At 33.9% G+C, this 24,704-nt stretch carries 22 protein-coding genes and 3 pseudogenes; 8 read left to right on the top strand and 17 right to left on the bottom strand.

The genetic code is table 11. The features are described 5' to 3' along the window. Positions 1 to 50: 50 nt before the first annotated feature. Together aspA and JFT95_RS07035 are read right to left on the bottom strand one after the other, a co-directional pair. Positions 51 to 1,490 carry an aspartate ammonia-lyase gene (gene aspA, locus JFT95_RS07040; protein WP_002012229.1) on the bottom strand — a complete coding sequence of 480 codons (1,440 nt, stop codon included), beginning with the start codon at positions 1,488 to 1,490 and terminating at the stop codon, positions 51 to 53. A 24-nt stretch (positions 1,491 to 1,514) separates the two neighbouring features. Next, positions 1,515 to 2,786: a cation:dicarboxylate symporter family transporter gene (locus tag JFT95_RS07035; protein WP_002012230.1), complete on the bottom strand. Its 1,272-nt coding sequence runs from the start codon at positions 2,784 to 2,786 to the stop codon at positions 1,515 to 1,517. A 380-nt stretch (positions 2,787 to 3,166) separates the two neighbouring features. On the opposite strand from JFT95_RS07035, the gene pyrH reads away from it, so the two are divergent. Next, positions 3,167 to 3,910 (top strand): UMP kinase, encoded by a 744-nt coding sequence (gene pyrH / locus JFT95_RS07030; protein WP_002012233.1) that lies wholly within the window; start codon positions 3,167 to 3,169, stop codon positions 3,908 to 3,910. Positions 3,911 to 3,963: 53 nt separating this feature from the next. Here the strand turns inward: pyrH and cls are convergent, their stop codons facing one another. Beyond that, complete coding sequence (gene cls, locus JFT95_RS07025) at positions 3,964 to 5,175, bottom strand: cardiolipin synthase (protein ID WP_201051807.1); 1,212 nt, start codon at positions 5,173 to 5,175, stop codon at positions 3,964 to 3,966. Between the two features lie 119 nt (positions 5,176 to 5,294). Between cls and JFT95_RS07020 the strand changes: the two genes are divergently transcribed. Beyond that, the gene (locus tag JFT95_RS07020; RefSeq protein ID WP_002141224.1) at positions 5,295 to 6,233 is read left to right on the top strand and encodes an esterase/lipase family protein; all 939 of its coding nucleotides are present in this window, start codon (positions 5,295 to 5,297) and stop codon (positions 6,231 to 6,233) included. A gap of 44 nt (positions 6,234 to 6,277) precedes the next feature. On the opposite strand, the gene JFT95_RS07015 is transcribed toward JFT95_RS07020, so the two are convergent. From JFT95_RS07015 to JFT95_RS06995, 5 genes and pseudogenes are all read right to left on the bottom strand, one after another. Beyond that, positions 6,278 to 7,423 (bottom strand): ABC transporter permease, encoded by a 1,146-nt coding sequence (locus JFT95_RS07015; protein WP_002086373.1) that lies wholly within the window; start codon positions 7,421 to 7,423, stop codon positions 6,278 to 6,280. Between the two features lies 1 nt (position 7,424). Continuing rightward, entirely contained in the window at positions 7,425 to 8,534 is a 1,110-nt protein-coding gene (locus JFT95_RS07010) for an ABC transporter permease (protein WP_002141223.1), read from the bottom strand. Positions 8,535 to 8,570: 36 nt separating this feature from the next. Beyond that, complete coding sequence (locus JFT95_RS07005; protein WP_002148977.1) at positions 8,571 to 9,509, bottom strand: ABC transporter ATP-binding protein; 939 nt, start codon at positions 9,507 to 9,509, stop codon at positions 8,571 to 8,573. Positions 9,510 to 9,645: 136 nt separating this feature from the next. Beyond that, a pseudogene (locus tag JFT95_RS07000) lies at positions 9,646 to 10,745 on the bottom strand (sensor histidine kinase). Positions 10,746 to 10,749: 4 nt separating this feature from the next. Beyond that, positions 10,750 to 11,388 carry a response regulator transcription factor gene (locus tag JFT95_RS06995; RefSeq protein WP_002012250.1) on the bottom strand — a complete coding sequence of 213 codons (639 nt, stop codon included), beginning with the start codon at positions 11,386 to 11,388 and terminating at the stop codon, positions 10,750 to 10,752. A gap of 219 nt (positions 11,389 to 11,607) precedes the next feature. Here JFT95_RS06995 and JFT95_RS06990 point away from each other — a divergent pair, with 219 nt between their 5' ends. The 4 genes from JFT95_RS06990 to exsE are packed head-to-tail and all read left to right on the top strand — an operon-like array spanning position 11,608 to position 14,609. Further along, complete coding sequence (locus JFT95_RS06990; protein WP_307838321.1) at positions 11,608 to 12,153, top strand: RNA polymerase sigma factor; 546 nt, start codon at positions 11,608 to 11,610, stop codon at positions 12,151 to 12,153. After that, positions 12,150 to 12,593: a hypothetical protein gene (locus JFT95_RS06985; protein WP_002086380.1), complete on the top strand. Its 444-nt coding sequence runs from the start codon at positions 12,150 to 12,152 to the stop codon at positions 12,591 to 12,593. The genes JFT95_RS06990 and JFT95_RS06985 overlap by 4 nt, the downstream gene beginning before the upstream one ends. Then, positions 12,586 to 13,656: a hypothetical protein gene (locus JFT95_RS06980; protein ID WP_002086382.1), complete on the top strand. Its 1,071-nt coding sequence runs from the start codon at positions 12,586 to 12,588 to the stop codon at positions 13,654 to 13,656. Before JFT95_RS06985 ends, JFT95_RS06980 begins: the two co-directional genes overlap by 8 nt. Next, positions 13,653 to 14,609 carry an exosporium protein ExsE gene (gene exsE / locus JFT95_RS06975; RefSeq protein ID WP_002141220.1) on the top strand — a complete coding sequence of 319 codons (957 nt, stop codon included), beginning with the start codon at positions 13,653 to 13,655 and terminating at the stop codon, positions 14,607 to 14,609. Before JFT95_RS06980 ends, exsE begins: the two co-directional genes overlap by 4 nt. Positions 14,610 to 14,639: 30 nt before the next feature. Here the strand turns inward: exsE and JFT95_RS06970 are convergent, their stop codons facing one another. Both JFT95_RS06970 and JFT95_RS06965 read right to left on the bottom strand, forming a co-directional pair. Further along, positions 14,640 to 15,887, bottom strand: coding sequence for a DUF445 domain-containing protein (locus tag JFT95_RS06970; protein WP_002086386.1), 1,248 nt, complete (start codon positions 15,885 to 15,887; stop codon positions 14,640 to 14,642). Positions 15,888 to 16,041: 154 nt separating this feature from the next. Further along, entirely contained in the window at positions 16,042 to 17,379 is a 1,338-nt protein-coding gene (locus JFT95_RS06965; RefSeq protein ID WP_002141216.1) for a D-serine ammonia-lyase, read from the bottom strand. Positions 17,380 to 17,528: 149 nt separating this feature from the next. On the opposite strand from JFT95_RS06965, the pseudogene JFT95_RS06960 reads away from it, so the two are divergent. Then, positions 17,529 to 18,073, top strand: a pseudogene (locus JFT95_RS06960) (helix-turn-helix domain-containing protein). Between the two features lie 48 nt (positions 18,074 to 18,121). Here JFT95_RS06960 and JFT95_RS06955 read toward each other — a convergent pair. The 6 genes and pseudogenes from JFT95_RS06955 to JFT95_RS06930 form a co-directional block, all read right to left on the bottom strand. After that, positions 18,122 to 18,805, bottom strand: coding sequence for a prolipoprotein diacylglyceryl transferase family protein (locus JFT95_RS06955; RefSeq protein WP_061688932.1), 684 nt, complete (start codon positions 18,803 to 18,805; stop codon positions 18,122 to 18,124). 14 nt (positions 18,806 to 18,819) lie between these two features. Next, positions 18,820 to 19,374, bottom strand: coding sequence for a TlpA family protein disulfide reductase (locus JFT95_RS06950; protein ID WP_002031090.1), 555 nt, complete (start codon positions 19,372 to 19,374; stop codon positions 18,820 to 18,822). An 18-nt stretch (positions 19,375 to 19,392) separates the two neighbouring features. Then, positions 19,393 to 20,106 (bottom strand): cytochrome c biogenesis CcdA family protein, encoded by a 714-nt coding sequence (gene ccdA, locus JFT95_RS06945; RefSeq protein WP_201051805.1) that lies wholly within the window; start codon positions 20,104 to 20,106, stop codon positions 19,393 to 19,395. A gap of 54 nt (positions 20,107 to 20,160) precedes the next feature. Beyond that, positions 20,161 to 20,972, bottom strand: a pseudogene (locus JFT95_RS06940) (M56 family metallopeptidase). Position 20,973: 1 nt separating this feature from the next. Beyond that, the gene (locus JFT95_RS06935; RefSeq protein ID WP_002031086.1) at positions 20,974 to 21,390 is read right to left on the bottom strand and encodes a BlaI/MecI/CopY family transcriptional regulator; all 417 of its coding nucleotides are present in this window, start codon (positions 21,388 to 21,390) and stop codon (positions 20,974 to 20,976) included. Positions 21,391 to 21,515: 125 nt separating this feature from the next. After that, positions 21,516 to 21,914, bottom strand: a complete 399-nt coding sequence (locus tag JFT95_RS06930; protein ID WP_002031084.1) for a DUF3942 family protein — start codon at positions 21,912 to 21,914, stop codon at positions 21,516 to 21,518. Positions 21,915 to 22,459: 545 nt separating this feature from the next. Here JFT95_RS06930 and JFT95_RS06925 point away from each other — a divergent pair. After that, complete coding sequence (locus tag JFT95_RS06925; protein ID WP_002031081.1) at positions 22,460 to 23,158, top strand: peptidase E; 699 nt, start codon at positions 22,460 to 22,462, stop codon at positions 23,156 to 23,158. Positions 23,159 to 23,211: 53 nt separating this feature from the next. On the opposite strand, the gene JFT95_RS06920 is transcribed toward JFT95_RS06925, so the two are convergent. Then, positions 23,212 to 24,621: an MATE family efflux transporter gene (locus tag JFT95_RS06920; RefSeq protein WP_002086395.1), complete on the bottom strand. Its 1,410-nt coding sequence runs from the start codon at positions 24,619 to 24,621 to the stop codon at positions 23,212 to 23,214. Between the last annotated feature and the right edge of the window lie 83 nt (positions 24,622 to 24,704).

The following is a 24,704-nucleotide window of genomic DNA, read 5'->3' as shown; positions in this document are numbered from 1 at the left end:
TAGCATTTCTATATTGTAAACAAAAAAGAGGGGATTGTCCCCCTCTTCTTTTAATTTTTCTTTAAAAGAGTTGCTCCTGCAATCCCTGGGTGTGTCATTTCGAATGGATCTAGAATTAACTCTAATTCTTCTTGTGACAATACACCATTTTTCACACATAGTTCTCGAACGGATTGCCCTGTCGCAATTGCTTCTTTCGCAACGCGAGCTGCTGCTTCATAGCCGATATGAGGGTTCACGGCTGTAATAATTCCTACACTCTTCTCAACGTACTCTTTTAAGCGATCTTCATTCGCTTCAATTCCTTTTAAGCAATTATCTGTAAAGGCACGGAAACCGTTATTCATAATGCTAATAGATTGAAGTAAGTTGAAAACAAGTACTGGTTCCATAACATTTAATTCTAATTGTCCTGCTTCTGAAGCAAGGCAAATTGTATGGTCGTTACCAATTACTTGGAACGCAATTTGATTAATTACTTCTGGCATAACAGGGTTTACTTTCCCTGGCATAATAGATGAACCTGGTTGACGAGCTGGTAGCATAATTTCCGCTAATCCAACGCGTGGACCTGATGCCATTAGACGAAGGTCGTTCGCAATTTTAGACATGTTCATCATACATACTTTAAGTGCTGCAGATACTTCAGTGTACGCATCCGTATTTTGAGTTGCATCTACTAAATCTTCTGCACCAACAAGTGGTAATTCACTAATTGTAGCTAAATGTTTTACAACTGCTTCAATATATTCTGGATCCGCATTTAAGCCTGTACCAACTGCAGTTGCTCCCATATTTACTTCATATAGATGTTGACGTGATTGCTTGATACGTTTCATATCACGTTCAAGTACGCGAGAATACGCTTTAAATTCTTGTCCAAGACGAATTGGCACAGCATCTTGTAAATGTGTACGACCCATTTTAATAACATGATCGAACTGTTCTGCTTTTAATTCAAATACATCATGCATATAACCCATCGTTTGTAATAAGCCTTCTAATGCATTTAATGTTGCAATATGAATCGCTGTTGGGAATGCATCGTTTGTTGATTGTGCCATATTTACATGACTGTTTGGACTAATATAATCATAGTCTCCCTTTTCCATTCCTAATAATTCAAGGGCACGATTGGCAATGACTTCATTTGCGTTCATATTCATTGAAGTTCCTGCACCGCCCTGAATTGGATCAACGATGAAATGATCATGCCATTTCCCCTCAAGGATTTCTTGTGATGCTTCTGCGATAGCACCACCCTTTTTCAATTCCAATCTTCCTACATCTGCATTAGCAAGTGCTGCCGCTTTTTTTACAATTGCTAACGCTTTAATTAAACCTTCATGAACTTTGTATCCTGTAATCGGGAAATTCTCTACTGCACGCATTGTTTGTACACCGTAGTACGCATAATTTGGTACTTCTTTTTCACCTAAAAAATCTTTTTCAATTCGTACTCCATTTTTAACTTCAGTTAATGTTGCCATGATTACTCACTCCTTAACAATCTCTTACGCTGCTTTTGTTTGTTTGACCGTTTCTACATATTGTTTTGCTTTCTCATCATCGAATTCGCCTTCCCACTTCGACATAACAATGGCAGCTAATGCATTTCCTAATACATTGACAGCTGAGCGAATCATATCTAAAATGCGGTCAATTCCCGCAATTAATGCGATGCCTTCTAGCGGTAAGCCCATTGATCCTAACGTCGCTAATACAACAACGAATGATGCACCCGGAACTCCCGCCATACCTTTGGATGTTAACATGAGAACGAATAATAGCGTTATTTGCTCCGTCAGTGACATGTGTACACCGTACATTTGTGCAACAAACAATGCCGCTAACGCTTGATAAATAGCTGATCCAGTCAAGTTAAATGTATAACCTGTCGGAATTACGAAAGAGGCAACTGCCTTTGGACAACCGAACTCTTCCATTTTTCTCATTATATTAGGTAAAACAGCTTCTGAACTTGCTGTCGTAAATGAAAGAATAAGTTCTTCTTTTAAAATTTTCATTAATGTAAAAATATTTACTCCAACCATTCGCGCATTAATACCTAATACAATCACAACGAATAGTATAACAGTTACGTATACAGCTAGCACTAGTTTTCCTAAAGGAAGTAGTGTTGCTACACCAAATTTTGCAACCGTAACAGCAATTAATGCGAATACACCAAATGGTGCGAATTTCATCACTTGATTTGTAACCCAGAACATCGCTTCGAGCACACCTTCAAAAAAGTTAAAAACAGGCTTTCCTTTTTCTCCGATTGCTGCAACTCCTAAACCGAATAGTACTGAGAAGAATATAATCGGTAATAAGTCACCTTGTGTAATAGACTCAAATATATTTTTCGGTACAATATGAACAATCGTTTCTGCAAAGCCTTTCTTCTCTGTTGCATCTGCTGTTTGTTTATAAGAAGAAATATCACTTTGCTGTAAATTACTCATATCAACGCCAGTACCTGGTTGGAATATATTTGCTGCAAGTAATCCCATTAAAATAGCAATCGTCGTAATAATTTCGAAATAAAGAATTGTCTTACCGCCCAGTTTCCCAAGCTTTTTCATATCACCTACACCAGCTACCGCAACAATTAATGCTGAAATAACAATCGGTACTACAATCATTTTAATTAAATGAATAAATATGTCCCCAACTGGTGTGATATAAGAAATCGCCGTTTTATTGCCATAAAAGATTGCCCCTACTACAATCCCTAAAACAAGTGCGACAAAAATTTGTGTTGCCAATCCGAATTTTTTCATTTATGTTCATCCCCTTTTATGCGAACGCTTTCATTTCGTATTTATAAAAGCTTACTCACACATCATATAGGCGAACCTACAAAATCATACAAAAACCTACAAGTTCGTCACAAAAAATTCAAATTTATTTCTTATAATATTCATTGACACTTTTTTATAAAAAAGAAATAAAATAACCTTGATAAAACATCAGATTATTTCGTATAATCTAAAAGATATACGTATTCTAAATAAATGGGGATGAAAAGGAGTGGATGTTATGAAAAATCACGTGAAGAAGTTCATCATATCTATTTCTTTTCTATTTCATTTTCTTACGAAGGAACAAAGGCATTCGCCTTTGTTCCTTTTTTATTGCAATCTATATAGGGGGAATTGTTATGAAACCATATAAACGCGTCCTAATTAAACTAAGTGGCGGCGCACTTGCTGATCAATCTGGAAATAGCTTTAACTCCAAACGATTAGAACATATCGCAAACGAAATAATATCCATTATTGACCTAGATATCGAAGTATCCATTGTCATCGGCGGCGGTAACATTTTCAGAGGTCATCTAGCTGAAGAATGGGGAATTGATCGTGTAGAAGCTGATAATATCGGTACGCTAGGTACGATTATTAACAGCTTAATGCTTCGCGGCGTTTTAACAAGTAAAACAGATAGAGAAGTACGCGTTATGACTTCCATCCCTTTTAATGCAGTAGCTGAACCATATATTCGCCTACGTGCAGTACATCATTTAGATAACGGTTATGTTGTCATATTCGGTGGTGGTAACGGGCAACCATTCGTTACAACAGATTACCCAAGTGTACAAAGAGCCATTGAAATGAATAGCGACGCCATTTTAGTCGCAAAACAAGGAGTAGACGGTGTCTTTACAAGTGATCCGAAACATAACAAATCAGCGAAAATGTACAGTAAACTGAACTATAACGATATTGTTAGGCAAAACATACAAGTAATGGATCAAGCCGCTTTATTACTTGCTCGAGATTATAATTTACCGGCACACGTCTTTAACTTTGATGAGCCTGGCGTTATGAAAAGAATTTGTTTAGGTGAACATGTTGGGACGTTGATTAATGATGATGTTTCGATGCTTGTGCATGAAAAATAGTTATTCCCATCAAAAAAGGGTGTCCTTTATAGACACCCTTTCTTCCTTAATTATTATAAATAAAAATCAACTAATCCCGCCAACCTCTCCTTAAAACGCTCCCAAAAAGATAAGTTTTCAAAAAACTCTTTCTTCATTTCTTTCGAATCATTAAAATCCTCTATTAACGCCTTATTTACTTGCGCTACGATAGGACCACCATGAATATACAAATTCATCTCATCATTTATATAGAAGCTACGCGCAGTAAAGTTTGTAGTACCGATAACAGTTAGTTCATTATCAATCAGCATTAACTTTCCATGAAACATACCTTTTTTATAACCGTATACCGTAATCCCGTTATTAACAGCTTGACGAATATAAGGATACGCTGCCTCTTTAATAAGAGGAATATCTGGTTTATATGACCATAGTATTTTTACTGTAACACCACGTTTTTGCGCTCCAATTAAAGCATTCATTAATTCTTTATTTTTCGCTATAAAATAAGGTGTTGTAATTACAATTGAATGTTTCGCTTGTTTTATTAACTTTATATATTTTTCAGCGACGTGATGTCCATTGTAGCTAACCATCGTATGTAATGTATTCCCTTTACTCGCTTTATTCGTACTTCTTTTTATATGTTCTTTCGTATCTCGTTTCCAATCTAAAGCGAATTGCTCTTCTAAATCTTTTGCTCCTTCTCCTCTAAGCCGCACATGATAGTCACGCCAATATCCAAATCGCTTATCTTCCCCTAAGTACTCATCCCCCATATTAAAGCCACCCGTATAGCCAATCTCCCCATCAATCGTCGTAATACGACGATGATTACGATGGTGAAGTGAATAAAATCCAAATGGCAATTCCGGTTTTCTACTATATGTAAAATGAACACCACTTTCCCGCAATTCATTTTTCATCTTTCTTTCAAATGATAAATCATTAATTAAATCAACCGATAAATATACGTTTATTCCTTCTTTCGCCTTCTCCTTTAATAAGTTTAAAAAAGTATGGCTACTTTTATCATCCGATAAAATATAAAAATAAGTGTAAATAGATCGCTTCGCTTCTCTTATATCAGTAAACAACTGTTTATAAAACGACTTCCCTTCCACATATAATTGAAAGTCACTATAATGAGGCGCATACTCTGTCGGCATATTTTTCCCGGCTTCCATTTTCCTTCCGAGCGTAACGTCAATATGCATCCAAATTAAAATAACAACGAAAATAGCAATAATAATAGAAGTGACTCGCAATATTTTTTTAATCATTTTGATTTCCTTCCACTCATATTACTTACTATTTCGTAGTGTTTCATTAAAGTATGTTTTCATACAAAATGTATTTCTTACTTTTTGTCGGCTGTTAAAAACTTAAAGGAGAGCAGACTATGAAAAGAGCAAAAACTCCTATTATTTTTATCCCAGGTCTTTTCGGTTCAATGAGTAATATTATTATTCCTGGTACCGGTAATTGGAACTTTGGGCTTTCTTCGTTTATTTATGAACCATTCATTATGATGTTAGAAAGTATCGGCTATGAACGAAATAAAAACTTGTTTATCTGTTTTTATGACTGGCGTCAGCGTATTGCTTTTTCCACTCAAAAATATTTATTAAAAACAATTGCCTATGTTAAAGAATTTACAGGGTGCGATAAACTAAATTTAGTTTGTCATAGTATGGGTGGACTTCTTGCACGTTCTTACGTTCAAAGTGAAGAATATGAAAATGATGTGGAGCAACTTATTATACTTTGTACACCAAACGCTGGATCTCCCCCCAATTATAGTTATTGGACTGGAGGTAGTCTCCCAGTACATGCATCTTCTAAAATAAATATTGTTCGTTCCTATATGGAACAGTACATACACTACGTAAGTACCTTGTATAAAATGAATAAAGTCGAAGCGATACACCGTTACTTTCCAGGATTACAAGATGTTATTCCTTGTAAAGATTATGGAAATTATTTATTTATAAGATCAGGCTCTTCTATTACATTTCTTCCTTATAGTAAGATGCAAATGAAAAACCCTTTCCTCGATACATTAAATGAAAATAGATTTATTATACAGAAAAGAAATATTGAAACTACACTTATTGCAGGAGATGGAGTAGAAACGATTCAATATTTACAAGTCGTCCCTTCACATTCAAAACTAGAATGGACAGACGGAAAAGTCGTCGGTGATATACTTACAAAACATGGTGACGGTAACGCTGTTCTACATAGCGTTTTTCTTCTAGAAGGAAATAAATATGTTGTGCATGCTTCACATAACGAAGTGCTCTACAAAAGCATTCCTATATTACAAAAGATACTTTAAATTACGAATACAAAAAAGGTGTGGCATTGCGCCACACCTTTTCATTAAATGAAGTTCCTCGCATCATTATTTCTTCCAAACTTATAAATAGCAATTAAGAAGAATGCTATCGCGAAAGCGAATAAAATTAAAATATTTAAATACAACTCAGAAAATGGAATGCCTTGCTGTAGTTTTGAAATCGTATCTAGTAACCAACGCTGCGGAAGGAAATCAGCTACTTTTTGTACTGCTTTCGGCATAATGTCGTACGGGAAATAACATCCAGCAAGTAAACATGTTGGTACTATTACTATATTTTGCATTGCATTTGAAGCAGTTGAACTTTTTGAAAAAGACACAATGACTAATGATAAACCAATTGCAATTAAAGCGAATATCATAAGCACACCAATCATAACTATGAAAGGCATATTTATAGTTGTGTGAAAAACATTCGTCATAAAGAATACTGCAATTACAATTTGTACTGTTAATATCATCATATTTACTGCGACATTAGATAATATAAATTTCTTTCCGTCAATCGGCGTTGATAATAATCTAAAATACGTTCTGTTCTCTTTTTCTTTTAAAATAAATCCTGATAAGTTCACTGCTGAAAATAACATAAACATAATAAGATAACCCATCGTTTGATTTGTCATATCTTTATTTTTTGAAGTATCTTCAAGTGTCTCAGACTTTACTTTAAATGAACTTTTTTGATAACCCGCGTACATACTATTAAACGTACTTTGATCGGCCCCTGCCACTTTACTAATCGCAGCGATGTTATCAACATAGTTATATAAATACGATTTTATAAATCCTGTTACTTGATCGCCTTTAATCGATGAAATCTCAATATGACTCGGTTTCCCTTCTCGAACACTTTCAGAAAAACCAGACTGTAATGTAATAACACCATCAAGTTTTTTTGAAGTGAGTTTATCTTCCACTTCAGATTCCTTAATTTTACTAACATTTACATGATTGAGTCCTTCTAAAAATTTCACTGTATCATTTGCGATAGGTTGATTTTCTTTATTTATAACCCCAATATTTAACGTTCCTTGCCCTACATTCCCATATATCGAAAAGGAAATGAGCGTTCCTATTATCGGCAAGCTAATAATAATGAGTAACCCCTTTTTATTTTTCAGAAGCACAGATAACGTTTTTTGTATGAGCCATAAAATATCTTTCATACTATAGCCCCTCCCGTCTACGTAATGCAATAATCGCAATTAATAAGAAGATTGCTGAAATCCCAAGATTTAAAGATATTACCGGCAGTGCCGCCCCTACATCATTTGCATAAATAATTTTCATAATAGCTGTGTTTGCCCACGTTAATGGTGATAAATTCGTAACGAAATTTTCTTCCACTACGAAATACGCACCACCAAAAATAGACGCTAATTGCACAACAACCATAATAATCGCTCTAGATGCCTCACCTGTTTTTGTAATATATCCGATTCCTAAACCGAAGCTAATTGCTAAAAAGACTTCTGTTAGTAAAATAATAAATATGATTCCAATATGGTCGCCCCAATTCGCTTGAAAAACAAATTTACTAAATAAAACGACAAGTAATAGACAAAGTGCATTCGCTACAAGACTACCGAGCACTTTCCCAATGAAAATTTCAGCCTTACTTATAGGTGCTGCAATTAAACGATCTCCTGTTTTACGTATTCGTTCTCCTCGAATTAAAAAACTCGCCCCCATTGCAGCGTACAGTGCAATCATCGTCGTCATTACAACCGCATAGTAATCCATAGAACCTGGTTTTTTAGCAGCTTGTAAAGATGTTTCTTTAATATAATCATTATGATTTCCGTTTGAAATAACTGCGCTAACCTTACTCGGGTCTACTTTTGCAACTTCGGCCACTACGTTGTACTTATCAACAAATGTTGTAAGCATGCCTTCCACAATACTTCCCTCAATACTACTTTTGTCACTTCCATAAAATTTTGCACCATCTTTATTTAACTCTACATAAGCAGCATATTTATTTTGCTTCACTTCTTCTTTCCCATCTATACCTTCGGAAGCTTTTTTAAAATGAATACCTGATTTATCGACTTCTTTCGTAAATGCTTCAAATGATTGAGAAAACGTGCTACTTGCTTCATCTTTATATAGCACTTGTATATCCTTAAACGATTGACTATCGCTATTAAATGCATTCGTTAACGCTGTTCCTAACACAAGCATAAGTACAATCGGAAATGCTAACATAAAAACTAAAGTTCTTACGTCCCTGAAATCTCTTTTAATGTGCATCACTGCAATGTTAAAGATGTTCAATTGATGAACCTCCCTTTACCTTTTCTTCATTTACCTTTATTTATCTCGTAAGTTTCTTCCAGTTAACGTAAGAAATACTGTTTCTAAGTTTGGAGCCTGCTCCTCTAACGAACGAATTTCAATGTCATGATTAATAAAGTGTTGAATAATTTTATTTAAATTATTTAATCCTGCATCAGAATTTACTTTAATTACGTTCTCTTCAATTTGGACAGCTTTCACACCGTTTATCTCTTTTAATTTTTCAACGTCTAGATTTTCTACTGACTTCACTTCAATCCAAATATCTTTCGTATCTGTAATAATTGCTTTTAACTGTTCTTTCGTTCCTTCTGCAATTACTTTACCGTGATCGACAATTGCTATTTTCGTACAAATCTCTTCTACTTCTTCCATGTAGTGACTCGTATAAATAATCGTACTTCCCATTTCATTTAATTTTCGGACAGACTGAAGAATGTAGTTCCTTGACTGCGGATCAATTCCAACTGTCGGTTCATCCATAATAATTAACTTCGGTCTATGAGCGATTGCACAAGCGATATTCAGTCTTCGTTTCATCCCGCCAGAAAAGTTTTTCGGATAACTTTTATGTTTATCACTAAGGCCTACAAATTGAAGTGCTTCCTCTACTCTCGCTTTTAGCTCGGCTCCTCGTAATCCATACAATCCAGCAAAGAATTTCACATTTTCATAGGCAGTTAACTCTTCATAAATCGCAATATCTTGCGGAACGATACCGATATTCATTTTCGCAAATCGATTATGTTTCTTTATATTTTTTCCTAGTATGCTAATTTCACCTTCATTACTTCTTAACAAACCAGCAATCATATTAATCGTTGTACTTTTACCAGCACCATTTGATCCTAAAAAGCCAAATATCTCTCCTTCTTTAATAGATAAAGACATATTATCTACTGCGATGAAGTCACCAAATTTTTTCGTTAAATTTTTAATTTCCAATGTATTCATCATTTCACCCCTATTTCGGTTTCTCTGCTTTTATTATAAACAAAAAGAATGAACCTGCTCAGTGCAGAAGTTCACCCTTTTCACATGAGATTATTCACTTTTTTCATATGAGATGATTCATCCTCGTCTCATCCTCTTATATCGGCAATAACATTGTTACTGAAAAACCACTTGTTCCATCTACAATAATTTTTCCGTTTACTGATGCTGTTCGCTCCTCCATTCCCATAATACCGAGGCCTTTCTTAACAAGAGCTGCACCTTTACCATTATCCTTCACTTGTACTTTCACCATCTTGTTCAGTACATGAATATCTATTGAAATGACTGTCGCATCAGCATATTTCATCGCGTTTGTTAGTGCCTCCGTAACATTTTCACCAATAATCTTCCACTGAATCGGTGAAATCATATCTAAATTCCCTTTATATACGAAAGGAATATTTATATCATGCTTACCGGCAAATTCCTCTATGAATAATTTCATACGATGAATACCAATTTGCTCAGTTGGTGGCTTCATATTTTTTAATGTAATCCGAATGCTTTCAATTCCATCCTTTGAAATATGAATTGCATTTTGTAATAACTCAGCAGATTTCACTTTATCTATTTCCATTAATCTCTTTGCTGCTTCCATTTGAATTAGTGCACCTGTCATTGAGTGACCGATTTTATCATGAATTTCTTGAGATAGTCGATTTCTTTCCTCTAATTTAAATGTGTATTCAGATTGCCTTATGTAATCTTTATTTTCATTTAAACTTTTCGTAAGTCTTTGTATGTCTTTTCTCATTTTATCATTTTGCATTTCTAGTTTTAATAATCGTGCTATATAGCGATGAGCTATCGTTAAGGAAAAAAACAAAATGCACTAATAAGTCCATACGTCATTTGAATACCTTCACCTATAAAAATAATAGGAAGAATCATAATGAAAAAGATTAACCATTTCTTTTTTATGTAATAATTTGCAATTTCATATAAGTTCAAAGGTAAAAACAAAATAAAAAACGGATGAACCTTCCATGTAAATAACATAACTACGCCAATTGACACACAAGTTAATATGTTTTTGTACGTATCTTTTTTAAATATAGAGATCAACACATTGACAGAAAGATATAAAAGCAAAGTAAGTATAATCCACGGTAAGTTCGTAACATTTAAATGAATGTAGCTAAACACTATATATAAAAAGACAATAAGTTTACTTACAGTTAACCAAAATTCCATAACATTAATCTACTTTCCCTGTTAAGTAATAAATCGCAATTTGCGTGCGATGTTCTAGTCCAGTTTTCCCTAAAACTGATGTAATATAATTTGCAATCGTTCCTTCAGATATGAAAAGTTGCTTCGAAATTTCTTTATTCGAAAAGCCTTTCGCAATTAATGCGATAATACTAAGCTCTCTTTCTGTAAAAAGACTCTTATCAATTTTAGATTCTTCCTCTTTACTTTCCATTAAATTAGACTTAATTTTATCAAGCACTACATCTTGCATAACAGTTTGACCGTTATAAACTCCTTTTATCGCATCACGAATACGCTCCGGATCATTATTTTTTAACAAATAACCTTTCGCTCCGTTTTTTACTGCATCCAAAATATATTCATCATCATCAAACGTCGTTAAAATGAGAGGCTTCGTTTTTGTCTCTTCACAAATTAACTTCGTCGCCTCTACCCCGTTCATGTTTGGCATACGAACATCTAAAAGCGCGATATCAACTTCATACTTTTTACAATACGCTACAGCCTCTTTCCCATCATTTACAGTATCTAATACTTCAAACTCTTCGTATGTATTTAAAATAATTTTCATGCCTTCTCTAATAAAAGAATTATCGTCCGCTATTAATATTTTAATTTTCATGTTTATTAGTATGGACCTTCCCCTACTAACATTCACATCCTTTCTCTGTGTAACATTTCCTTCTTGCTCATTATATACTTCTCTTTACCATTTTTTCACACCTTTTTCATATAGCCCTCCTGCTAAAAATATATTATTCTTTTTTTATAACATGTGTAGGGTGACTTATCATTTCTTACGTCTATATAATAGAATGCGTCAAAAAGGAGGGAGAGACCGATTGAGGAAAAACAATTAGTTGAAAAAGCACAACAAGGAAGCGAACATGCTTTTCGTATCCTTGTACAAACATATCGTCATTATATTTTTCAAGTTATCTTTTCTATTTTAAGACATGAAGAAGATGCTAAAGATGTTACACAAGAAGTATTCGTAAAAATTCACGCCTCTCTCCCAAATTATCAATTTCGCGGATTAAAAACGTGGATGGCACGTATTGCCACCAATCACGCTATTGATTATAAGAGAAAAAAAGCTAGAGAAAACGAAGAACTCTCCTTATGTAAAGAAACTGCGGAAAATATAAAATCCTCTCATAATATTGAGGCTTTATTATTGACGAAAGAGCAAAAATTACTCATTGCTCAAAAACTGAGAGAACTTCCCGACAATTACCGTGACGTCGTTCTCGCACATTACTTAGAAGAAAAAAGTTATCAAGAAATTGCTTTGCAAGAAAATATTGAAGTGAAAACAGTCGAAATGAAACTGTATCGGGCAAGAAAATGGATTAAAAAACATTGGAAGGAGGAAGAGTTTCTATGATGCATTATTCAAAAGAAGATTGGCGCAATTATACATTAGATGTTATATCAAACAATGAACGTGAATCTATGGAAGAACATCTTTATGAATGTGATCATTGTTTAGCACTTTATATGGAAAGTATTGATGAACAACATGAAAACCTTCCAATGATAAATGATGATTCATTTACGAACGAAGTTATGACGCAAATTAATTTTGAAACACTACAATCTAATGAAAATATAAAAACAAACTCACTAAAGCGCACAATTATTCACTACATAATTGCGACTGCGGCTACAATTATTTTTATGGTAAGTGGTTTATTCCAGTATATTTTCACAGCGACATCAAATTTCGAGAAATCTTCAAAACATAACGAGTCTTCTATCTCACAACAAATTGTAAACAAATCGGTAGACACATCAAAAAAGGACGGAGGTTCAAAGCATGAATAAAAATCCCTTTTTAGCACTTGTGTTAGGGCTAATTCCTGGGCTTGGACATTTATATTTAAAGAAATTTGGACGATTTATTTTATATAGCGGCGGGGCTTTATTTCTATTTATCCTTGCAGCATTTTGTACAATAGCATTAGGAGCGCGTGATATTGCTTTTCTTTCTCTATTTTTACTAGTCGTGTTATGGGCGATCAATTTATTAGATTTAGTTATCACTATTATTAATCAATCGAAAAAACAAGCAGCCGGAGAATTTACAGAGTCCTCTAAAGAAAGCGAACGATTTTATATCATTCTTCTATCAATCATTCCTGGGCTTGGTCATTTTCAATTAGGACTTATGCAACGCGGACTTACATTTTTAGTCGCTTGCACAGGAATCGGAAGTATGATTATATTCGTTGCACTCTTAACATCTCAAGGAAGTTTCCTTATCTTTCTTATTACATTACCTGTTTTATGGATTTATAATTTCTTCGATGTTGTTCAACAACTACAGAAAAAAGAACGCGGCGAGCAATTAGTGGATCGTACTATTTTTGAAGAATTTGAAGAGCACCGAGAACAAGGAAAGAAAAATAAAACATTCGCTTCCATTTTAGCAATGTTTCCTGGAGCAGGACATATGTATTTAGGCTTACAGCGCCGTGGCCTTCAGCTTATGGCAGCCTTTTTACTATCTATTTATTTGCTCGACTTATTAAGACTTTCTGCGTTTTTATTTTTAGTACCAATCATTTGGTTCTATAGCTTTTTTGATGCGTTACAGCAAACTGCAAAATACGGAAAAGAACGTGTAAATGACGAACCTATCATTGACTATTTTATCAATCATCAAAGATGGATCGGTATTGGGTTAATTACACTCGGTGGTTATTATTTATTAGATCAAACAGTCCTTCCTATTTTGAATGACTATTTTGCAACTATATTTAATATTCATCTTAGCGAACTATATTATCGCTATTTCCAAACATCTATCGTTGCTCTCCTTTTAATTGGTGGCGGCTTTAAATTGTTACTTGGAAATAAAGAAAACAAAGGTGGTACAAACGAATGAGAACATGGCGCGTTGGAACATTCTCAATGGGGCTCTCCATTATTACATTAGGTTGCTTTTTACTATTTTCAGTCGTAAAAGGAGTTCAAGCATTAGATACATTAACAGCCTGGTGGCCTGTTTTACTTATCATACTTGGCGCTGAAATTTTACTATACCTTCTATTTTCTAAGAAGGAACATTCATTTATTAAATATGATATTTTTAGTATTTTCTTTATCGGAGTTTTAGGAAGTGTTGGAATTGCTTTTTACTGCTTATTATCAACTGGATTGCTAGAAGAAGTTCGTCATTCTATTAACACAACTAGACAAACGAGTAATATTCCAGACGGACAACTTGATATACCTGAATCTATCAAAAAAATCGTAGTGGATGCGGGGCATCACCCTCTAACGATAGAGGGTGATAATACAAATCAAATTCATCTTTTTGGAACATATGAAATGACGACAAAAACAAATGAAAAACCTAATTTAAAAAGAGATGATTTCCTTTCAGTTCAAACGGCTGGAGAAACGATGTATATAACGTTAAAACCATTACCGGTTCAGCATACGTTTTTTAACTTCGCACCACAGGTGAAACAAACACTCGTTCTTCCGCAAAATAAAAATGTAGAGATCCGCGCTTCGAATAACGAACTATCTCTTTATCCAGGTCAATTACAAAATAATTGGTTTGTACAAAACAGTTCAAACGTATCTGTTCATTTAACTAAAGAAAGTGATGTTTCTTTAACAGCCGTAACAAATCAAAAAGAAACTCACGGAAACACACCTTGGGAACAAGTAGAAGATTTAGCGAAAAAAGAAAATAATTCTTCAGAAGAAAATCCAGAATTAAATGGGCAAGAACATTGGTATAAAAACTCGATAAAAACAGGAAATGGAACGTACAAATTAAATATTGAGAAAGCTTATAATTTAAATATGAGCGTTATCGAAAAATAAGAAACCTTCCACAATTGTGGAAGGTTTTTCTCATATAATCGCTTTTATTCCTTCTAAAATTAATCCAATCATAAAACCACAAACAGCCCCGTTCACACGAATCCACTGCAAATCTTTACCGACATTATTTTCAATCATTTCGATTAATGTTTTATCATCTAACTTATCAAGGTTTTCTTGCACAAGCTTTCCAATTTTCGAATGATTCTTTTCAACAATAGTAACAACTTGTTTTTGTAACCAATCTTCTATTTTTTGAACAGTCAATTCGTCTTCTTTTATTTTATTCATTTGTGTTTGTAAGAATGGAACAACATATTTATCAGCAAATTCTTCATTCTTCACAAAAGTAACTGCCCTACTCTGTACTTGCTCTAGCATCTCTTTTATTTTGTCAGTAGCATCCCAATTTGCAATCCATTTTTCTTTCCACTTCTCTAATTCCTGTAATAAAGATTCATTTTCTTTTACATTTATAATCTCTTGACGAATTTTCGCTAATATAAGTTGCCTTGTGCTATTATCTGCATCTTGTAAGCTGTTAATATTGCTAATGATAAACTTCTGCAAAATGCCGCCGATTTTATCCTCATCAACAATATTCATAAACGATTTCAAAGTAAACTGTAGGAATCCATCTACTTTTATGTTTTCCATCGCCTTCATGCCTAAGCTTCCGAGCTGATAACGTGCTTCATCTTGAGCTGTCCAATCTTTCACTTTTACTAATATGTAATCAAGTGTTTTTTCATCATATTCTTGCACTACTAATTGATCCACGAGAACTTGTAATATGTTACTTGTATTAATTGTATGCAAATACGTTTTTAATTCTTTTTCAATAATAACTGCTAATTTTTCCGTATCTATTTGAAGAATCGCTTTCTCAGCAATTGTTACAATCCCTTTTTTCACAGCATCAGACTGTAACTCTTTCTCAGCAATTTGCAGTACCATTTGCGCTAGCTGCATTTCTTTTACTTTACTTGTAATACTTTCTTTCGTCAGCCATTCATTTTCTAACGTAGAAACGAGTCCCTTTGTTACCCGCTTACGATTTTTCGGTAATAATGCTGTATGTGGAATTGGGATTCCCAACGGATGACGGAATAAAGCTGTAACCGCAAACCAATCCGCAAGTCCACCAACTAACCCAGCTTCAAATCCACCTTGTATAATTTCTCCAGCTACCGTTCCTTGAAAAGGGATTGAAGCCGCAAAACCTACGCCCATAACCCCAAGCGAAATACCCGCTATATATTTAGTCTGTAATGACATCGTATACACATCCTCTTATTATGTAAAATAAAGCTTTTTTGTTATATTTATTCGATATTAGCAATCCTTTATATCTATACTATAATGAACTAATGCGAAAATAACAAAGAATTTTATGCACATGAAAAAAATGAGGCTGTAAATAGCCTCATTTTTATTTTAACGTTAATTCCAAACCTTTCTTATAATACCCATTCATCACGTCTTCCGGAACCATACTCCCACCAGTTCCCCACACAATATGAGTACCTTTCTTCACCTTCTCTGTTAACTGTTGTTTTTGTAAATACTCATTTTCAGCTTTACATACATTCAACGGCCCTATCATACCCGCTAATGCAGAAGGCTCTAAATAAATATTTTCAGTATCAGCCAGTTCTTTTAATAATCTATATAACTCCTCATCACTTACTGTGTAATTTCCACTCAAAAATGGTTCCATCGTTTTACCGACAAATCCAGATGGTCTTCCTACCGCAAGTCCATCCGCATCAGTTACATTATCAATCCCGATATCTTGAACGGCGATTTTATCGTGAAGCCCTGTCATTAAACCGAGTAACATACATGGAGAGTGCGTTGGCTCCGCAAAGAAACAGTGTACGTTGTCTTTATACAATAACTTTAAACCAAATGCTACTCCGCCAGGTCCGCCCCCTACTCCGCACGGAAGATAAACGAATAAAGGGTGCTCTTCATCTACTACAATCTCTAACTCTTCTAATTGTTTTTGTAAACGTGACGCTGCTACTGCGTATCCTAAAAATAAATCATGCGAGTTTTCATCATCAACAAAATAACAGCTAGGATCTGCATCTGCTTGCAGTCTTCCTTCTTCTACTGCTTTACTATAATCAGCTTCATATTCAATAACGTTTACACCTTTACTTCTTAATAAATCTTTTTTCCATTCTTTTGCGTCTGCCGACATATGAACAGTCACATTAAAACCTAATTTCGCACTCATAATACCGATGCTAAGCCCTAAATTCCCAGTAGAACCTACTGCAATTGAATACTTCGCAAAAAAATCTCTAAATCTATCACTATCTAAAATTGAATAATCATCTTTCCCTGTTAACATTCCATGCTGAAGTGCCAGTTGCTCTGCATGTTTCAGCACTTCGTATATTCCGCCTCTAGCTTTTATTGATCCTGATATCGGAAGCCCGCTATCACATTTTAATAGTAATTCCCCTAAAATAGGTTTCCCATAACTTTTCTCTAAAGATTGTTTCATAGAAGAGATTTTCACTAAAGGTGATTCTATAATACCGCCTGTTTCTTTCGTTTCAGGAAATACTTTCGCAATATATGGTGCAAAACGCTTTAATCTCTCTTCCGCGTCTTTTACATGTTCTTCATTAAGTGGCGAATTTTTTATTGCTGTTTCATACTTTTCCATATTCGGGTTTATCCAAAATACTTCTTCTGTTGCGATTAAGTTATTTACTAGTGGATATTGCTCTTTTAATGCCTCTATCTCCTTCATTCCTCTTCCTCCTCATATCCTTGTAGATAGCCATATAATAAATTATAATTAAATTAATTTTAATATAGTTTAACATAAATAATTCATTTTAGTTAATTTAAATTTAATTTATTTAAATATAATTTAATAATTATTAAGGAGCATTTATTATGGAAAATATAGATATTGGTAAAAAGATTGAAAAACAAAGAAAAGAAAAAGGATTAACTAGTAAAGAATTAGCAAAGATGGCCGAAATCACACCATCAATGCTTAGTCAAATTGAACGTGGTTCTGCTAACCCTTCTATTCAAACATTAAAGGTACTTGCAAAAGCTCTTGATGTTCCAACATTTAGTTTTTTACTTGAAGAAAATAATACAGACGATTTAATTGTACGTTCTCATAAAAGAAAAAAATGATTATCGATAATTTATCATATGAATTGTTATCACCTGATTTCACAGGAAATTTAGCAACAGCAATTATGACTATCCCACCAAATACTGCTTCATCAGAAAATGTTCTAGAACATAAAGGTGAAGAATTAGCATTAGTATTAGACGGAAAAATCACATTGCACTTAAATGAAGAAGAATACACATTAGAAACTGGTGATAGCGTAAAAATACCAGCTTATTTAAAACATAAATGGGTAAATCAATTCGAAAAAAATGCGATTGTTTTATTTTCTGTTACTCCGCCGATTTTTTAATTCATATGATGATACAAAAATAGCCATGCTCTCCGTGCATGGCTACTTTTATTTTTTTGGTACTAATAAAATCCCTAAACTAATAATAAAAAAACTGAGTATTTGCTGTATTGAAAGACCAAATAGAACTGAATTTTGTTCACTAATAAGTGAAATAATGATATGAGCAATTCCCTCGCAAATTAGAAAAAAGCTTATATTCTTTCCATTTCCTAATCTTTCATTTTTAATCCATAACGAGCCAATTATACCGAGCGCGAGTATAATCTCATACATGAAAATAGGATGATACAAAAATTTTGATTCATATATTTTCATCCCCCACGGCAGTGTCGTTTGTGCACCTACTTCTTGATGGAATATAAAATAAAAGATTATACTCACGCAAAATCCAAAAGGTAATGTATCAAGTAAAATCCGAAGAGAAAATTGCTCATTTTTACTTTTCCAAACAATATATATACTCGCAATTACGCACCCTACTATAATATGCTGAATACTTCCTACAGCTAATAATGCTGGCATTGGCGCCCCAATGGCCCATACCGGATTTAAAATTGCCGGTGCGAATTTCCATACTAATACAATGATAAGAAAGCCATTCGTTACTGCATCCATCATTTTTTCATATTGAATATTTTGCTTTTTCATCCTTAGTTTCATTAGAGTAAATCCAAATAAACTTCCTATTATAAGAGAAACGGGTTGTAACCTCACCATCCACTCCATCACTATGAAATCCCCTCTTAATTCTCAATTATTTTCTTAAACTTCTCTTCTAATTGATCTGGAGGTAATACCCCTCGTGCATGATCTACAATAATTCCATCTTTATTAACAAAAAATGTCGTTGGTAAAGAAAATACTTTATAATCTATTCCAGCTACTCCGTCCATATCTAATAGAACAGGAAATTTAAATCCGTGACGATCTGCAAATGCGCTCGCTTCTTGTACTGGATCCCCGATTGTTGCATTTACCGCAAAGATTTCAACATCCTCCTTATATTTATCATACAAACGAACTAGATCAGGAGCCTCCATTTCACATGGACCACACCATGATGCCCAAAAATTAATAACATATGGTTTTCCCTTTGCATCATTTAACGAATAAAGCTTCCCGTCCAATCCTTTTAATGTTATGTTCGGCGCTTTAAATCCCACTTGTGGTAATACTTCCTTCTCTTGTAACTCCGCTTGTTTCGCTTTTCTTTCTTTTTCTTCTTTCTTAGTATTATAAAAGTTAACTCCTGCCCAAATTAGTGCCCCAGCTAGTATAATAGCAATTAGTTTCTTCACTTTTTTTCCTCCTCATTTCTAAAATCCCGTAAATCCGCCGAATAGACGAATAAAGAACGCTGTAATTTTCGTCATTTGATTTGTATATAATAAAACCCCTGTTAAAATCATCATTCCACCGCCGATTTTCATCATGACATTGGCATAAGTAACAATCCATTTTACTTTTCCAATAAAAAATGCCATCACGAAAAACGGAACTGCAAAGCCAAGAGTATATGCCGTAATATAAAGAAGCGCACTTTCCGGATTGGTCGCCCCGAGCATAAGCACTGCAGAAAATATCGGACCAACACACGGTGTCCATCCTGCTGCATATGCCATGCCGACCAAAACTGAGCGAATATATCCTGTCGATTTACTTCTATACTGCACTTTTTTCTCTGCCATAAGCCACTTAGGCTGAAACAATCCAGTCATAAATAACCCCATCAAAACAATAAAAACCCCACCAATTTGCTGAATCAATCTTTGATTAGATGAAAAAGTAATCCCAATCCAACTCACCGATAAACCTAACGCATAAAATATAACCGAGAAACCGATCATAAAAAATACTGTATGTATAATCGCTGACTTTTGCATAATCCCACGATTTTCTTTTAAATCTTGAATAGACACACCTGTAATATATGATAAATAAGATGGATATAGCGGTAAAGAACATGGTGATATAAATGAAAGTATCCCAGCCCCTACTACTAGCCAAATTGTTAAATCCGCCGCATTCATTTTATCCCTCCTAAACACACTACAATGCGTAGTGTTAATTATTAAAAAAAGAGGCTATATGCACTCTCCGACAATAAGTACAATCGACATACAAAATAGCCCTAACGTTACATATACTGAATTTGTATGTAATGGCATATTCAGCTTAACAACTTTCTCATTCAACACTTGCTCAATTCGTAAATTAATTGCGGTTTTCGCAAACGACGCTGTAATACATTGATTTTCCATCGTCTTTATTTTAATTAACTTTAATAATGCACTACCTAGCTCAAATGAAGATTTCATTTTTTGCATCGCATATTTATCTGCTGATAGCTCTTGATATACATGATAACGCTGCAACATCCCTTTTAATATAGGAATATACATCATTCCCTCAGCTAACAATGTAAAGAAAAATAACTTTAATGGATCTCGATTTTTTTGATGATATTCCTCATGTAATACAATCGCATCAATTTCTTCCTCAGAAAATGCCTGAAACATTCCTTCTGAAATGACAATTTTCGGTCGAAATAATCCAATTGTAAATGCCGTAATCTGTAACGTTGATAATACGTACACTTGCTTTCCTTTTCTAGTAATAGACACGAGATTTCTTTTCAATCTTTTACTATAAAAAAATTGCTTCCAAATTCTTTTACTCATAATGATTACAGTAAATAACAGTAATCCGGCTATCATTATACGAAGTATTGATAGTTCCCTCATATGTTTTTGTAATTCAAATAAACAAAATTGAGAAAGGAAAAATGCTTTATTTTGAAAAAGAAATGGGTATGTAACGTAGTATACTAACATGCTTAAAAAAGCACACTAATAGTCACTGCTAACAAAACGATTTTACGCATTTGCCACTTCATTTTATCGGTCCTCTTTTTTTAGCCGACTTAATTTCTCTTCTAATTTTTTTATTAAAGATGGATCAGCTTGTTCTAACTCATCTATCATATGGTTCACAACAAGATCTCCAAATTCACCCATTAATTCCTGTGTCATTTTCTTCGTTTGATTAGATAAAAATTCTTCCTTCGTTTGTGTAGTACGATACATACCACTTCTTTTCACAATATGCTTTTCTAAATGTGCTTTCTCTACTAATCTGTTCATAACTGTCATTACAGTATTAAAATTCACCGGGGATTCTTCACTTAATCTCTGTTGCACATCTTTAATGGTAATACCCTCAGTAGCCCAAACAATTTCCATTATTTTCGCTTCAAGCGGTCCGAAAAAGTGATTTAACCCTTGCTCATTTAACTTGTAGTTTTGAGTAAACATCATATGGCCCCTTTCACACTACAGATTGTAGTATAAAATATATAGAAGGTCAAACATAAATGATATTAACTGATACTTAAATGAATCCTAATCTCCACTAATTAGTTATCTGTACCACGTTCGATTCATTGTAAACCTAACTTCTCTCCAAATGTATCATAGAGATAATATTCTAATATTTGCACACTAAATTTCTCGTTACGCCCAAGTGCAAATAATTCCCGATCTTTAGCTACGATAGTATCTAATGGAATCACCACATTATCCACTATTTTTGTAATTTCAATTATATTACTTTCTACGTTTACTTCTGTTTTAAATTCAATATTTTCTAATACTATATGTGAACGTCTTCCTGATGCAAAAAAAGTAAAGTTAGGGTTTTTAAAAATTCCAATTTCACTCTCTAACGGATATAAATATTTATAAATTATATCTCTGTGTCCATCTTTTATTATTTTTTCATCTTTTTCATCATCTAAATATTCTTTCACCTTCGCTGCGAACTCAAATCGAAAATCCACTCTTTCACGCTCCCTCTTTTTAGTCTACGCTAATAAATATATTAATATAATTTAACTATATTATAAAATAAGTTCCTATAAAAAGTAAAAAACACTTTTGTAAAACTTTTGGTATTCCCTGTACTTTTTAAATATAAATACTCTTTCAACATTCATTAGTACGTCGTTATATTCATTTAAACATATTGTCCCCATATTTTGAAACAATATTTTCCAGTATTATATATATCAATAAAGTGAAACTTTAATCAATGGGGATTTTGTTCATCCCCCATTGATTATTAGCCCACACCAATCGGGCGTTTACGGGCAGCAGGGCTCCCACCTAACTGCTTTGCTCCAATCGAATTTTGAGGCGGGAGTTTACTGCCCGCAAATAGCGGGATAAACTGCTTCTAATTCCTTTCTATCCACAGCTATCGACTCCTTATGCTATTTCAATATATTGTTCACTTTATTTCCCCTTATTCATTAAATCACAGAAGGAATGTAACTCCCCACTATCGAATTTTTACATAACAAATATTATTAGGTGGTGCTTTACTATGAAATTAGCTGTCATTGGTGGCGGTGATTTACAAGATCCAAATCACTTGCATATTAATGAACGACTTATAGAATTAACGAATAAACAATACCCAAAAGTATTATTCATTCCTACAGCTAGTCGTGATGATGAAGGATATATAAAGTTATTTTTAGCAACATTTGAAAAGCAATTACATTGTGAGGTTCAAATTTTACGCATTTCAACCGAAACACCTACTAAATATGAAATAGATGAGATGATTCATTCTGCCGATTTAATTTACCTTGGCGGTGGAAATTACGTTCACATGCTTGAACAATGGAAAGAACATAAACTAGATGAAAAGTTACTATTTGCTTTAAAACGTGGAACACTTATTGCAGGATATAGTGCCGGTGCTATGTGCTGGTTCACATCTAGCATTCGTTCAGATTATGAAGGTTCCGGTTATATAGAAAGTAGTGGCTGGGGTATTGTTAACAAAAGATTTTGCCCCCATTACAATCAATTAAATAGAATGAATGCCTTCCATACGTTTTTACAAACGCACCAAGGTAATATAGAAGGTATTGCATTAGAAGATAATTGTGCTTTATATATTACAGAAGGTTCATTTGAAATTATCGGTGAGCCAGATACAGCTTGGGAGTTTTATATGAATAATGGAGAACTCATTAGACAACATTTTGACATAACTTTAAAAAGTTATTTATAAGCATTCATAAAAAAATGTCCCTAAGTATAATGACTTAGGGACATTTTCATCTTTTAACTCACTAATCGTGTAATTCGTTTCTTCTGCCATGAAAGCTTATAATATGCATACTGTAATATTAAGCTGACGATGAATGCAGCTGGATACCCAATCCATATCCCTTCTATTCCAAGGCTCGTATGGTAAGAAAGATAATACGCCACAGGTACTTCAACAAGCCAAATTGATACAACACTGATTACAGTTGGCCATAATACAGTACCACTTGCTCGCATTGTCGCACTAATAATTTGTGCATGACCGAAAATTAAGTAGCTCCATAATGTAATCATGATTAGACTATGAGCAATGTCAATTGTATTTTGACTTGTTAAAAATAGTGCTAAAATATCTCTTGAGAACAAGTAAATAAGAGATATTAATACACCACCAATGATGTAATTCATAATAATTCCGGCCTTAACAACTTTCTGTAATCGATCAAATTGGTTCGCACCAATTGATTGCGCTGCAAAAATTGATACGGTAATGCCGAGGCTAACCGCTGGCATTTGTACATAACTTGCAACTTGGTTCACAACACCATACGCCGCTGTTGCATCTGAACCGTACCGATTTACAAATGCGATTACCGCGATCTCTGATAATGAAACTAATATCATATTAATACTCGCTGGAATACCGAGGCGTAACAATAATTTTAATAACTCCCAGTCCATACGAAGATATTTTCTTACTGTCCCGTCTAATTGTAGTGGATGATTTTTCTTCTTTAAATACACTAGCATGACAATAAACGTAATAACTGTAGATATAACAGAAGCATATGCTGCTCCATAAACATCTAATTTCGGAGCTCCTAACCAGCCAAAAATAAGAATTGGTAATAAAATCATATTTAGCGCTGTACTTACGATTAAAAAGTAAAATGGCGTTTTTGAATCTCCTGTACCTCTCATAAATGTTGTATATGCAAAATATAAGAATAATACTGGCATAGATATAAATAAAATTCTTGCGTAATGCACACTTATTTCAATAATATTTTCTGGCGTTCCCATAAGACGCATAATATCCATCGCAAAAATACTACCTATTATCGCCAACACGACTCCGATAATAAAAGTAAACGTAAGCGTCGTACCAACGATAGCTTTTAAGCGCTCCTCATTTTTAGCACCAAATGCCTGACCAATTAAAATTGAACTACCAGAACCAATTCCAATTACAAATGAAACGAGTAGGAAAAATAACGGGAAAAATGCCGATATAGCTGCTAGATCATTTACGCCAAGCCATCTTCCTACTACTACCATTCCAAATAACTGTCCAACTGACTGTAATACATTACTTAAAAGTAACGGCACTAAAAACATGGACATCGATTTCCATATCGGCTTATGTTCCGTTTCTGACTTCTGTGACTCTACACCTTCTTTATTGTTATCTGTAGGTGGTTTCAAATTTCATTTCTCCTTTTACTAAAAATCTGTTTTTCAACTTCTATCTCTTTGTATAGTTGTTATAACGATGTGCTTCCATTCAT

Origin of the sequence: Bacillus sp. TH17 (genome assembly GCF_016651125.1) — a bacterium.
In the GTDB taxonomy this organism is placed as follows: domain Bacteria; phylum Bacillota; class Bacilli; order Bacillales; family Bacillaceae_G; genus Bacillus_A; species Bacillus_A mycoides.
This window is presented reverse-complemented; position numbering and strand designations above follow the sequence as displayed.